Consider the following 13,556-nt stretch of genomic DNA (forward strand, 5'->3'; position numbering starts at 1 on the left):
CTCAATGAACGACACGGCGTCTCCCCCTTCACGTCTGCTCAAAATCACCGCTGTGACGGCGCGCTGGCTGCTGGGTCTGTTGATCGCTGCATGGCTTCTGCTGGCGCTGTCAGTCGTTGTCCTACACGCGTGGATTGTGCCGCGAATCGGCGATTTTCGCGGCGCCCTGGAAGCACAGGCTAGCAAGGCCATCGGCGTGCCGGTGCGCATCGGCTCGATCACCGCCCGCTCCGAAGGGCTTTTTCCAGCCTTCGAACTGCGCGACGTGGTGCTGCAGGACGCCGACCAGCGCGAGGCGCTGCGCCTCGTGCGCGTGGTGGCCAGCGTGTCGCCGCGCTCGCTGTGGCGGCTGAATTTCGAGCAGCTCTACATCGAGGGCCCGCAGCTCGACGTGCGCCGCGACACTCAGGGAAAACTCCATGTGGCTGGTTTGCACATGTCGACCGACACCACCGGAGAGACCCGCGGCGCCGACTGGTTTTTCGCGCAGCGCGAGCTGGTCATCGAAGGCGGCACCGTGCGCTGGACCGACGAGCAGCGACAGGCCGAACCCCTGCTGCTGACCGACGTGCGCTTCGTTGCGCGCAACACGTCGCGCCGCCACGGGCTGCGGCTCGACGCCACCCCGCCGGCCGGCTGGGGCGAGCGCTTCACCTTGCGCGGCCAGTTCCGCCAGCCCTTGCTGTCGATACGCAGCGGCCACTGGCAGACCTGGGACGGCCAGCTCTATGCCGACCTGCCCTACATCGACGTCACGCGCCTGGGGCAGTACGTGTCGCTCGACGCGCGCATCCGCGAAGGCAACGGTGCGCTGCGCGTGTGGGCCGACGTGGACGACGGCCAGGTCGTCGGCGGCGCGGCCGACCTGGGGCTGGACAAGGTCGACGTCTCGCTCGACAAGGGCCTGCAGCCGCTGGTGCTGCGCGCCGTCACCGGCCGCCTGGCCGGCCAGCGGACCGAGGACACGCTCGAGTTCTCGACCACCGCGCTGCAGTTCGACACCAGCGACGGCATGCGCTGGCCGGGCGGCAACCTGTGGCTGCAGCACACGCCGGCCAAGGGCCGCACGCCCGAGCACGGCGCCATGCGCGCCGACCGCCTCGACCTGGCCGCGCTGGCGCTCATCGCCGACCGGCTGCCGCTGGGCGACGCCACGCACCGCGTGCTGGAGGCCTATGCGCCGCGCGGTCTGGTCGAGCACATCGACCTGAACTGGCAGGGTTCGCCGGGCGCGCCCGACCGCTACCAGGCCAAGGGCCGCATCAGCGGCTTGCGCGTGGCCTCGCAACCCGCGGCGAGCACCAGCACCACGACCACCACGACCACCACCGCCGCAACCGCCGCTCCCCCCAGGGCCCACCCCGGCACCCCCGGCCTCAGCGGCGCCACCGTCGACTTCGACGCCACCCACGCCGGCGGCACCGCCACGCTGGCCATCGCACAGGGCACGCTCGAATTCCCCGGCGTGTTCGAAGAGCCCGTGGTCCCCATCGAGCGGCTCTCGACCCAGCTGCAATGGAAGCTCGACAACGGCAACGCGCAGCTGCAGGTGTCCAGGCTGCGCTTCGTCAACGCCGACGCCGAGGGCGATGCCGAGGCCAGCTGGCGTACCAGCGACCCGGCCGTCTCCAGCGGCAAGGGCCGCTACCCCGGCGTGCTCGACCTGCAGGGCAAGCTCACGCGCGCCGACGGCACGCGCGTGTTCCGCTACCTGCCGCTGGACATTCCCCAGCACACGCGCGACTACGTGCGCGACGCCGTCACCAAGGGCACCGCCAGCAGCGTCGACTTCCGCGTGCGCGGCGACCTGCACGACATGCCCTTCATGGACCCGAAGCAGGGCGACTTCCGCATCGCCGCCAAGGTGGCCGACGTCGACTACGCCTACGCGCCGCCCCACACCCCGAGCGGCACCGCGCAACCTGCCGCGCGCAGCGGCATGCCCCCGCCGGTGTGGCCGCCGCTCACCGGCCTGTCGGGCGAACTGGTGTTCGAGCGCGCCGGCATGCTGGTGCGCAATGCGCGCGGCCGGCTGGTGGGCGCGCCGGGCGTCGAGGTGACCAGGGCCGAGGCGCAGATTGCCGACATGTCGCACCACGCCTCGATGCTGCGTGTGGACGCCCAGGCCAAGGGGCCGCTGGGCGAGGTGCTGCGCGCGGGCGCGCCGCTGGCCGGGGACACCGGCGAGATCATGCTGCGCGCGCGCGCCACCGGCTCCGCCGACTACAAGCTGCACCTCGAACTGCCCCTGGCCGCCATGGACAACGCCAAGGTGCAGGCCAGCGTGGTGCTGTCCGGCAACGAGCTGCAGATCGTGCCCGAGGCCCCCACCTTCACGCAGGCCAAGGGCACGCTGAGCTTCACCGAGACCGGCTTCACGATGGCCAACGTGCAGGCCAGGCTGCTCGGCGGCGACGTCCGCGTCGAAGGCCGCGGCCGCTTCACCGGCCCCAGCCGCGAAGTCGCGCTGAAGGCACAGGGCACCGCCACCGCCGATGGCCTGCGCGGCGCGCGCGAGGTCGACTGGCTCGCCCGCCTGGCGAAGAAGGCCACCGGCAGCACGCCGTATGCGGCCACCTTCTCGATGCGCGACGGCACGCCCGAGTTCTCGCTCACCAGCAGCCTGCAGGGCCTGGCCCTGCAACTGCCGCCCCCGCTCATGAAGAGCGCCGAAGAGCAGATGCCGCTGCGCATCGAGAAGAAGGTGCTGGCGCGCGAAGCCCGCCAGGGCGCCGCCGTTGCCGTGGGCACCGCCACGCAGGACCAGCTGTCGCTCGACCTCGGGCGCATCGGCGCCGTGCAGTACGTGCGCGACCTCGTGGGCAACGAAGCGCGCGTGGTGCGCGGCAGCATCGGCATCGGCCTGGTGGCGGGCGAAACCGCCAGCCTGCCCGACAAGGGCGTGTTCGCCAACGTCAACGTGGGCAAGCTCGACATGGGGGCGTGGCAGTCGCTGGTGGGCGAGGCGACCGGTACCGGCGGGCAGACGGGCGCAGGCGTCACTGCGGCCGAGGGCGCCGAGCGCGCCGACGACCCCTCCCTGGCCTACCTGCCCACGCGCATCGCCGTGCGCGCGCAGCAGCTCGCCGTGGCGGGCCGCACGCTGCACAACGTGGTGCTCGGCGGCACGCGCGACGGTGACCTCTGGCGCGCCAACATCGACGCCACCGAACTCAGCGGCTACGCCGAGTACCGCCACACGCAGGCCGGGCGGCTGTATGCGCGGCTTGCGCGGTTGAAGATCGCGCCCAGCGAAGCCACCCAGGTCGAGACCCTGCTCGACGAACAGCCGGGCACCTTGCCCGCGCTCGACATCGTGGTGGACGACTTCGAGCTGCTGGGCAAGCGCCTGGGCCGCGCCGAGATCGACGCGGTCAACCGCGGCGGCGCGGGCCGCGAATGGGCGCTCAACAAGCTCGCCTTCACCATGCCCGAGGCGAGCTTCGCCGCCAAGGGCACCTGGGCGGGCGTGCCCGGCGGGGCGGCCGGCCAGCGTCGCACCGGCATGACCTTCAGGCTCGACATTTCCGACGCCGGCGAGCTGCTCGCGCGCTTCGGCATGCCGGGCGTGCTGCGCCGCGGCAAGGGTCGGCTGGAGGGCGACGTCAACTGGCGCGGCTCGCCGTTCTCGCTCGACTACCCGAGCCTGGGCGGGCAGCTGCAGGTCGACGTGGAGCAGGGCCAGTTCCTCAAGGCCGACCCGGGCCTTGCCAAGCTGCTCGGCGTGCTGAGCCTGCAGGCGCTGCCGCGCCGGCTCACGCTCGACTTCCGCGACGTGTTCAGCCAGGGCTTCGCCTTCGACTTCATCCGCGGCGACGCGAAGATCAACAAGGGCATCGCCAGCACCAACAACCTGCAGATGAAGGGTGTGAACGCCGCCGCGCTGATGGACGGCTCGGCCGACATCGTGCGCGAGACACAAGACCTGCGCGTGGTGGTGGTGCCCGAGATCAATGCCGGCACGGCCGCGCTGGTGGCCACGGCCATCAACCCCGCCATCGGGCTGGGCACCTTCCTGGCCCAATGGGTGCTGAGCAAGCCGCTGTCGGCGGCGGCCACGCAGGAGTTCCACATCGAAGGCACCTGGGCCGACCCGAAGATCACCAAGGTGCCGCGCTCGCTGCAGCTGCTGCCGCAGGGCATCCCGTCGATGCCGGGGCTGTCGGGCTCGCGCGGTTCGGGTCCGTCCACGGCCAACGAAGACAAGAAACCGGAGACCACGCAATGAAAGTCGCAGCCGTCCAGATGGTGTCGGCCATCGCCCGCGAAACCAACCTCGCGCGCGCCCACGGCCTGCTTGCGCAGGCCGCCGCGGCCGGCGCCGAACTCGCCGTGCTGCCCGAGTATTTCTGCATGATGGGCGCGCGCGACACCGACAAGCTGGGCCTGCGCGAAACCGCCGGCGCAGGCACGGTGCAGGGCTTCCTGGCCGATGCGGCGCGCGAGTTCGGCCTGTGGATCGTGGGCGGCACGCTGCCCATCGAGAGCACCGACGCCGAGCACGTGTTCAACAGCTCGCTGGCCTTCTCGCCCGAGGGCAGGTGCGTGGCGCGCTACGACAAGATCCACCTGTTCTTCTTCGACAACGGCACCGAGCGCTACGACGAGCGCCGCGTCATCGCCCCGGGCACCGAGCCCGTGGTGTTCGACCTGCCTTCGCGCGACGGCCACAGCTGGCGCGTGGGCATGAGCGTGTGCTACGACCTGCGCTTTCCCGAGCTGTACCGCGCGCTCGCCAGGCAGGGCGCCGACCTGCTGCTGGTGCCCAGCGCCTTCACGCGCACCACCGGCGCCGCCCACTGGGAGGTGCTGCTGCGCGCCCGCGCCATCGAGAACCTGGCCTGGGTGGTCGCGCCCGCGCAGGGCGGCACGCACGAAAACGGCCGCCACACCTGGGGCCAGTCGCTGGTCGTCAACCCCTGGGGCACGGTGGTGGCGCAACAGGCCACCGAAGAAGGCGTGGTGCTGTTCGACATCGACGCGGCGCAGGTCGAGCGCACACGGGCGCAACTGCCCGTGCTGTCGCACTGCGTGCTCTAGCGATGTCCGACGCGTTGCCGACCGTCGCGCCGCCGCGCCGGGCGCTGCTGGCGTTCGCGCGGCTGCGCTCCCTGTGGCAGCGCTGGTTCCTGTGGCTGCTGCTGGCGGTGCTGGTGTCCGCGCTGTTGGTCACGGTGGTGTGGCTCGCGGGGCGGCACGAGGTCGAGCAGGTGCAGGCCGCGCTCGACCGCGACACCGCCGATGCGGTGTCCGACCTGCGCAGCGGCTTCCAGCGCAACGCGCAGAGCCTGCGCGCCACGCAGGCCCCGGGCGCCGACCGCGCGCTGTGGCCCGACATCGCGGCCTCGCTGCTGCGCGAGCACCGCGAATGGCTGCGCCTGGAATGGCGCGACGCCGCGCTGCGTCCGCTGCAGGCCGTCAACACGCCCTACCGCATGCGCATCCTCGACGAGGCGACCCGCGGCCCCGAGCAGTCCGACGTCACGCTGGCCTGCGCCGCCGCCCGCAAGCTCGGCGCGCCGGCCTATTCGCCGAGCCACTACGTGCCGATTGCCGGCGGCGGCGGCGTCGAGGTGATGGAGCTGTGCGTGCCGATCGACGCGGGCGGCTACCTCGTGGCCAGCTATTCGCTGCGCGACGCGCTCATCGAACTGGTCGGCCCCACGCTCACGCGCGGCCAGGAGGTGGCCTTCACCGAGGCCGACGGCACGCGGCTGGTGGCGCTGGGCACCTCGCGGCGCACCGGCACGCGCGTGTTCACGTCGCAGCAGCTCATCGACCTGCCGGGCGCCGCGTTGATGCTGCGCGTGGACGGCTGGCGCGCCGCGCCCGACCTGTTCCCGAACATGCTCACCGCGCTGGTCACGGCCATTTCCATCGCGCTGGTGTCGGTGCTGGTGCTGCTGGCGCGCGACACGCGCCGCCGGCTGCGCGCCGAGCGCGACCTGGCCGACGCGCTGGCCTTTCGCAAGGCGATGGAAGACTCGGTCATCACCGGCCTGCGCGCGCGCGACCTGCAGGGCCGCATCACCTACGTGAACCCGGCCTTCTGCGAGATGGTGGGCTTCAGCCCCGAAGAGCTCATGGCCGACAACACGGAAGCGCCGTATTGGCCCACCGAACTGGCGCACGAATACCAGCAGCGCCAGGCCCGCCGCCTGGCCGGCGGCATGCCGCCGCGCGAGGGTTTCGAGTCGGTCTTCATGCGCAAGGACGGCACGCGCTTTCCGGTGCTGATCTTCGAGGCGCCGCTGATCAACGCGCACAAGGTGCAGACCGGCTGGATGAGCGCGTTCATCGACGTGAGCGAGCAGCGCCGCATCGAGGAGCTCTCGCGCGCCAGCCAGGAGCGCCTGCAGGCCAGCGCGCGGCTGGCCACCGTGGGCGAGATGGCTTCGCTGCTGAGCCACGAGCTCACGCAGCCGCTGGCCGCCATTGCCAGCTATGCGAGCGGCTCGCTCAACCTGCTCGGGCCGAACGCGACGGGCGACCAGGGCGAGGTGGCCATGGCCGTGAAGCGCATCGCCGAGCAGGCCGACCGCGCGGGGCAGGTGATTCGCAGCGTGCACGACTTCGTGCGCCGGCGCGACCGCACGCGCGAGGCCGTGGCGCCGCAGGCGCTGATCGACGCCGTGCTGCCGCTGGTGCGGCTGCAGGCGCGCAAGCTGGGCGTGATCATCGAGGTGGTGCTCGAAGACCGCCTGCCCGCGGCCATGTGCGACCGCACGCTGGTCGAGCAGGTGCTGCTGAACCTGGCGCGCAACGCGATGCAGGCCATGGACGGCCCCGACAATGTCGGCAGCCGGGTGCTGCGCCTGCGCGTGGCGCGCGCCGTGGCGGTGGGCGGCACCGGGCAGGAAGACGGCCGGCGCTGGATCGAATTTTCGGTGGCCGACCTGGGCTGCGGCATCAGCACCGAGGTCGCCGAGCGGCTCTTCACGCCCTTCTTCACCACGCGCGCCGACGGCATGGGGCTCGGCCTGAGCCTGTGCCGCACGGTGGTGGAGCAACATGGCGGGGCGCTGGTGTTCGAGCCGAACAAGCCCCGGGGCACCGTCTTCCGATTCACGCTTCCGGCCGCAGGCTGACGGCGCTTTTTTCCATCAACCATTTTTTCTGCTGGACTTCATGGCATGCAACCGCTGATCGATGGCTTGATCTTCATCGTGGACGACGACGCCAGCGTGCGCGAGGCGCTGGCCTGGCTGCTGCGCTCGCGGCGCCTGGCCAGCGAGCATTTCGGCAGTGCTGAGACGTTCGAGCTGTTCCTCGACCAGGGGCCGCTGCCCGAGCAACCGCTGTGCCTGCTGCTGGACGTGCGCATGCCCGGCACCAGCGGGCTGGTGCTGTTCGACCGGCTGGCCGAGCGCGGCCTGCTGCCCGCGATGCCGGTGATCTTCCTGACGGGGCATGCCGACGTGCCGACGGCCGTGGACGCGGTCAAGCGCGGCGCCTTCGATTTCTGCGAGAAGCCGTTCTCGGACAACGCCCTGGTCGACCGCATCGAGCATGCGCTCGGTGCGTCGCTGCAGGCGCTCGAGGTGCAGCGCCAGCGCCGCGGGCTGGCCGAGCGCGTCGCCGAGCTGACCGACCGCGAGCGCGACGTGATGCGGCTCGTGGTCGAAGGCCTGCCCAACAAGCTGATTGCCGACCAGCTCGCGATCAGCGTGCGCACGGTGGAGGTCCACCGCGCGCGCGTGTTCGACAAGATGGAAGTGAAGTCGGCCGTCGAGCTGGCGAACCGCCTCAGGGACCTCTAGAGCGCTTAGGCCTTTTCCGCCACGAAGATCTCGACGCGGCGGTTCTGTGCGCGGCCTGCCGCCGTTCCGTTGTCCGCCAGCGGTTCGCGCGAGCCTCGGCCGTCGGTGGTGATGACGGTGGTCGACACACCGCGGCCCACCAGGTGGTTGCGCACGCTGTCGGCGCGGCTCACCGAGAGGCGTTCGTTGCCTTCCTCGCTGCCCGTGGCGTCGGTGTGGCCCACCACGCGCACGCTGGCGGCGGTGGCGCTCTTCAGGCCTTCGGCGACCTTGTCGAGCACCTGCGCCAGGTTGCGCTTGACGTTGGAGCGGCCCGTGTCGAACGACAGTTCGTTCGGAATCACCACGTGCAGCTGGTTGTCTGCGGTCTGTTCGATCACCACGCCCGTGCCCTTGGTCGAGGTCTCGAGGTCGGTCTTCAGCGCGGCCAGCCGGGCCGTCCAGCTGTTGGCCGGCGCCGCCGGGGCGGCTGCCGGCGCGGCGGCAGCCGGTGGCGGCGTCTGCGAAGCGCAGCCCGCAATGAACACCAGCGCGGCCGCGGCCGCGCTCGCAACAACAAACTTCCTCATGAGTTTCCCTCTCTATGGACCAATGGAACGGTAGCGGGAACCGGCCTTTATCTTTTTTTCAGGCACGGCCGGTTTCCCGGTGCGGTGAACGCGCCGATCAGCGCTGCGGCGCGCGTTCACCCACGTAGATCTCGACGCGGCGGTTCTGTGCCCGGCCGGCGTCGCTGTTGTTGTCGGCAATCGGCTCGTGTGAGCCGCGGCCTTCGATGCGGAAGATCGCCGCGTTCACGCCGCGCGCCACCAGGTAGTCGCGCGTGCTGGCCGCGCGGTCGACCGACAGCGGGTTGTTGATGGCGTCCGAGCCGGTGCTGTCGGTGTGGCCGATGATGCGCACCTCGGCGTTCGGGTTGTTGCGCAGGCCGTTGGCGAACTGGTCGAGCACGGGCGCGAAGTTCGACTTGATGTTGGCGCGGCCCACGTCGAAGGACACGTCGCTCGGAATCTGCAGCTTCAGTTCGTTGTTCTGCGTTTGCGTCACGGCGATGCCGGTGCCCTGCGTGGCGGCTTCCATCTGGCGCTTCTGGTTTTCCATGCGCTGCGACCACAGGTAGCCGCCCAGTGCGCCGGCTGCCGCGCCGACCACCGCGCCCGTGCCGATGGCACCGCGGTTGCCGCCGGTGGCCGAGCCGATGGCCGCGCCGCCCAGGGCACCGATGCCGGCGCCGATGCCGGTGTTGCGTTGGGTGTCGGTCATGCCGCCGGCGCAGCCGGACAGGATGACGGCGGTGGCACAGGTGGCGAGTACGAATTTTTTCATGGCGTTGCCCTTCAGGTTGAATCAATCGGGATGCAGCTTAGCGCCAGGGGAGCACGCGATGGTACGACCTCAAAGCCCTATGGAAAATAAGAAAAGAGTCGCAAACGCGCATGAATGCTGCGATGATTGCTACTAAAGTAATAGCGTCAAGGTGCTTTTCCGACACCTTCCCGCGGCATCGGGCTACACGAGGAATTCACGGTTTCGGCGGTGGGTTTTTTGGCCCGGGGGCGTCGTGGCCGGCATCGGCCTCGTCCTCGTCGTGCAATTCACCCTTCTTGCGGCCGGAAAACATGGTCCACCAGATGATCAAGATGAACACAAGTCCCGCGGCGAGGGCTTCAAGCAGAATCAAACCCATGAGAAATGGACTCCAGTGGCTGGTCGGGCTTGTGATCGTAGCAACGCTCGCAGCCTGTTCCACCGGCCCGCGTGCGCCCGACGCACCCACCCGCCCTCCCGTCATCACCCCGCCGCGCGACCTCGGTCCGCTCACCGGTTCGCTCGCGCACCCCAAGAGCCGCTGGGTGCCTGTCGGCTGGGCGGAACTGCCGGGCTTCGGCGAAGACCCGCTGCACGAGGCCTGGATCGCGCTCTTGGCCAACTGCGCGCGTCCCAACGCCGCCTTCGCGCCGCTGTGCCGCGACGTGCGCCAGCTCACCATCGCCACCCCCGAAGAGCAGCGCCAGTGGATGACCGACCGGCTGCAGCCGTACCGCGTCGAGGCGCTCAACGGGCAGACCGAAGGCAAGCTCACCAGCTACTACGAGCCCGTGTACGAGGCCTCCCGCGTGCCGAGCGCCGCCTTCAGCGTGCCGATCTACCAGGCGCCGGACGGCCTTGTGCCGCGCCGCCCCTGGTACACCCGCCAGGAAATCGAGACCCTGCCCGAGGCGCAGGCGGCCCTGCGCGGGCGCGAGATCGCGTGGATGGCCGACCCCATCGACGCGCTGATGCTGCACATCCAGGGCTCGGGGCGCCTGCGCATCACCGAGGCCAACGGCTACCAGCACACCGTGCGCGTGGCCTTCTCGGCCACCAACGAGCAGCCGTACCGCAGCGTGCAGCAGTGGCTCATGAGCCAGGGCGTGAGCAAGGTCGGCAAGTGGCCCGACGACACCAAGGCCTGGGCCGCGCAAAACCCGCAGCGCGTGCCGCAATTGCTGTGGAGCAACCCGCGCTACGTCTTCTTCCGCGAGGAAACCATGAGCGAGGTCGACGCCGCCTTCGGTCCGCGCGGTGCGCAGGGCGTGCCGCTGACGGCCGGGCGTTCCATCGCGGTCGACCGCGAAAGCATTCCATACGGCACGCCGGTGTGGCTTGCGTCCAACGGGCCGGCGGCGCAGCTGCAGAAGCTGGTGGTGGCGCAGGACACCGGCAGCGCCATCCTCGGCGCCGTGCGCGCCGACTACTTCGCGGGCACCGGTGCCGATGCCGGACGTCTGGCTGCGAGCATGAACCAGCCGCTGCGGCTGTGGGCGCTGTGGCCGCGGCAACTGCCCGCGCCCTGATTTCGACGGGGCCCGGCACACCGCCCCGTTCCTTGTTTTCCAGTTGATCGGCCCGCCATTGCGGCGCGCTGTGTCACGGCTCTGTCATGCGCAATGCATGGTTTCGTCACGGGCGCCTTCTATGGTTCGCGGGCTGACGAGAGGCTGACTTCTTTTGACTTCAGACCTCACGGCGATCCCCTCCCACGATCTCTGGAAAACAAAATGACCGATTCCACCAAGGCGCCCGGCGCCTCCCGTCGCCACGCCCTCAAGTTGCTGGGTGCCGCGCCCATGCTGCCCCTGGGCGGCCTTGCCTTCCTGACCGCTTGCGGCGGCGGCAGCGACGGTGGCCAGACCTTCCTGCCGGTCACTCCGGCCCCCGCACCCAGCCCCGCTCCGGCCCCTGCGCCCACGCCGAACTTCGTCTCCGCCGAGTTCACCGGCATGGCCGCACCGACGCTGGCCGATCCCGCCGCCATGGCCACCACCACGGTCGGCTCCACGCTCAAGATCGCCTTCGACAACGGCAGCAGCACCGAGTACAAGCTGGCCTACCAACCTTTCTTCCTGACCGGCGACCTGGTGCCGGACGGCAAGGGCGGCAAGGTGCTGGCCGGCGGCTACTACGACATCAAGAACCAGCCCATCCTGGACAAGTCGGTGCCGGTCAATACGCGCCAGTTCTACTCCGACAGCCCCGACGGTACCTCGCTGCTGACCGTGCCCAACGCCAAGGTCGACGGCGTCAAGGGCAAGCCGGTCTTCGCCGTGGTCCAGTTCGAATACACCACCCGCGACCTCGCCGGCAACAGCACCTACGGCACGCTGCCCTCGCCGATCGCGGTGCTCACGCTCGACCAGGACCAGACCACCGGCAAGCTCAGCCTGGTGAAGTACCACAACGTCGACATGTCCAGCGTCCACGGCCTGTGGATCACCTGCGGCGCGAGCCTCTCGCCCTGGGGCACCCACCTCTCGAGCGAAGAGTACGAGCCCGATGCCGCCGCGATTGCGACCAACACCATGTTCAAGGCCTACAGCCAGAACGTGTTCGGCGACCCGACCACGGCCAACCCGTACCACTACGGCCATCTGCCCGAGATCACCGTGAACCCCGACGGCACCGGCAGCGTGAAGAAGCACTACTGCCTGGGCCGCATCTCGCACGAGCTGATCCAGGTCATGCCCGACAACCGCACCGCCATCATGGGCGACGACTACACCAACGGCGGCTTCTTCATGTTCGTCGCCGACAAGGAAAAAGACCTGTCGGCCGGCACGCTCTACGTCGCCAAGTACGACGCGGGCTACTCGATCGACCCGGCAGCCGCGGCCACCAAGATGACCTGGATCAAGCTCGGCCACGCTACCAGCGCCGAGATCGAGGCCCTGGCCAACACGCTCAAGCCGGCCGACATCATGGACGTGAAGTACGCCGACCCGGCTGACCCGAGCTACACCAAGATGTTCTGCGACGGCGTCGCCAACTGGGTGAAGCTCGTCCCCGGCAAGGAACTGGCCGCGGCCTTCCTCGAAACCCACCGCTACGCCAACCTCATGGGCGCGAGCATGGCCTTTACCAAGATGGAAGGCACCACCGTCAACATCAAGGACAAGATCGCCTACTCCGCGTTGCAGAACATCCAGGACTCGATGGTCAGCGGCGGCAAGGGCTGGACGGCGGCCACCAACATCGCCCTGCCAAAGAAGCTCAGCGCCGGCGGCGTGATGGCCCACACCCTCGCGGGCGGCCAGAAGGACGCCGGCAGCACCGCGATCAACAGCGACTGGGTGCCCACGCAGACCCGCGCGCTCATCGTCGGCGAGGACATCACGGCCGACGCGCTGGGCAACACGTCGAACCCCGACACGATCGGCAACCCCGACAACGTCAAGTTCTCGGAAAAGATGCGCACCCTGTTCATCGGCGAGGACAGCAGCAGCCACATCAACAACTTCCTGTGGGCGTACAACGTCGACACGAAGAAGCTCTCGCGCCTGATGTCGATCCCCGCGGGCGGTGAGTCGACCGGCCTGCACGCGGTGGACGAGATCAACGGCTGGACCTACATCATGAGCAACTTCCAGCACCCGGGCGACTGGGGCGGCATCCACTCGAAGGCTCTCCAGGACCTGCTCAATCCGTACGTGCGCGCGAACTACAAGGAGCGCTACGCCGCGGCCGTCGGCTACCTCACGGCGGATCCGATCCAGCCGAAGCTGGCCAAGTAGGCGCGAACAGATTCAGGACGGCGCCGTCGGCAACGGCAGCGCCGTCTTGTATCTCACCTGCTTGAGCGCAAAGCTCGAGCGGATCTTCTCGATCCCTGGAATCGGCGTGAGCTGTTCCATGATGAATTTCTCCAGCGCCGCCATGTCGGCCACCGCGATGCGGATCAGGTAGTCGCGGTCACCCGTCATCAGGTAGCACTCCATCACCTCGTCGTGCTCGGCGATGCGCTGCTCGAAGTCGGCCAGCGACTGCTTGCTCTGCGTGCGCAGGCTGATCGAGATGAACACGTTCAGGCCCAGCCCCAGCGCCTTCGGGTTCGCCAGCGCCACGTAGCGATCGATCACGCCGCCGGTTTCGAGCGCCTTCACACGCGACAGGCACGGCGAGGGCGACAGGTGCACGCGGCGCGCGAGTTCCACGTTGGACAGCGCGCCGTCGCGCTGCAGTTCGTCGAGGATGCGCAAGTCGATGGCGTCGAGTTGCATGAAATGCTGTCTCCAGTAATGTTTTAAAAATTTTATGCTGCGACGCGCGCATGGAATTGCCTGCGCCGGTAGCCAATTCTTCGGGGTGCGGCCTAAAGTGCCGGTATGAACGCCCCGATCTCGCCCGACCAGATGCGCGCCCTGCTGCTCGACACGTCGCAGACCCCGCTGTCGCACGACCCCGACCCCACGGAAACCGCCGAATGGCGCGACGCCTTCCTGGCGCTGGCGCAAACGCAGGGGCCGCAGCGCGCCCGGC

General features: G+C 69.5%; 10 protein-coding genes. 6 read left to right on the forward strand and 4 right to left on the reverse strand.

Going from position 1 to position 13,556, the window contains the following annotated elements; genetic code table 11:
- The first annotated feature begins 4 nt into the window (after positions 1–4).
- Genes ACSFBM_RS24940 through ACSFBM_RS24955 form a run of 4 tightly spaced genes read left to right on the forward strand, consistent with a single transcriptional unit; the run spans position 5 to position 7,760 of the window.
- Positions 5–4,228, forward strand: coding sequence for a YhdP family protein (locus tag ACSFBM_RS24940; protein WP_435486778.1), 4,224 nt, complete (start codon positions 5–7; stop codon positions 4,226–4,228).
- Positions 4,225–5,040, forward strand: coding sequence for a carbon-nitrogen hydrolase family protein (locus tag ACSFBM_RS24945; protein ID WP_435486779.1), 816 nt, complete (start codon positions 4,225–4,227; stop codon positions 5,038–5,040). The genes ACSFBM_RS24940 and ACSFBM_RS24945 overlap by 4 nt, the downstream gene beginning before the upstream one ends.
- Positions 5,041–5,042: 2 nt before the next feature.
- A complete protein-coding gene (locus tag ACSFBM_RS24950; protein ID WP_435437397.1) occupies positions 5,043–7,088 on the forward strand; it encodes a two-component system sensor histidine kinase NtrB in 2,046 nt (681 codons plus the stop codon).
- Between the two features lie 45 nt (positions 7,089–7,133).
- On the forward strand, positions 7,134–7,760 hold the full coding sequence (locus ACSFBM_RS24955) for a response regulator transcription factor (RefSeq protein WP_435486780.1): 627 nt from the start codon (positions 7,134–7,136) through the stop codon (positions 7,758–7,760).
- 5 nt (positions 7,761–7,765) lie between these two features.
- Here ACSFBM_RS24955 and ACSFBM_RS24960 read toward each other — a convergent pair whose 3' ends face one another.
- The 3 genes from ACSFBM_RS24960 to ACSFBM_RS24970 all read right to left on the reverse strand — a co-directional run bounded on the left by ACSFBM_RS24960 (position 7,766) and on the right by ACSFBM_RS24970 (position 9,447).
- Positions 7,766–8,329 carry an OmpA family protein gene (locus ACSFBM_RS24960; protein ID WP_435437399.1) on the reverse strand — a complete coding sequence of 188 codons (564 nt, stop codon included), beginning with the start codon at positions 8,327–8,329 and terminating at the stop codon, positions 7,766–7,768.
- A 97-nt stretch (positions 8,330–8,426) separates the two neighbouring features.
- Positions 8,427–9,086 carry a YiaD family glycine zipper/OmpA-like lipoprotein gene (locus ACSFBM_RS24965; protein ID WP_435486781.1) on the reverse strand — a complete coding sequence of 220 codons (660 nt, stop codon included), beginning with the start codon at positions 9,084–9,086 and terminating at the stop codon, positions 8,427–8,429.
- 196 nt (positions 9,087–9,282) lie between these two features.
- Positions 9,283–9,447: a hypothetical protein gene (locus tag ACSFBM_RS24970; RefSeq protein ID WP_435486782.1), complete on the reverse strand. Its 165-nt coding sequence runs from the start codon at positions 9,445–9,447 to the stop codon at positions 9,283–9,285.
- On the opposite strand from ACSFBM_RS24970, the gene mltA reads away from it, so the two are divergent.
- Positions 9,446–10,597 carry a murein transglycosylase A gene (gene mltA, locus ACSFBM_RS24975; protein ID WP_435437402.1) on the forward strand — a complete coding sequence of 384 codons (1,152 nt, stop codon included), beginning with the start codon at positions 9,446–9,448 and terminating at the stop codon, positions 10,595–10,597. The two genes, ACSFBM_RS24970 and mltA, sit on opposite strands and share 2 nt — an antisense overlap.
- A 204-nt stretch (positions 10,598–10,801) precedes the next feature.
- Entirely contained in the window at positions 10,802–12,811 is a 2,010-nt protein-coding gene (locus tag ACSFBM_RS24980) for a PhoX family protein (RefSeq protein WP_435486783.1), read from the forward strand.
- Positions 12,812–12,823: 12 nt separating this feature from the next.
- Here ACSFBM_RS24980 and ACSFBM_RS24985 read toward each other — a convergent pair whose 3' ends face one another.
- Entirely contained in the window at positions 12,824–13,297 is a 474-nt protein-coding gene (locus ACSFBM_RS24985) for an Lrp/AsnC family transcriptional regulator (protein WP_435486784.1), read from the reverse strand.
- Positions 13,298–13,556: the final 259 nt, after the last annotated feature.

The organism is Variovorax pasteuri (assembly GCF_051216435.1).
GTDB lineage: Bacteria > Pseudomonadota > Gammaproteobacteria > Burkholderiales > Burkholderiaceae_C > Variovorax.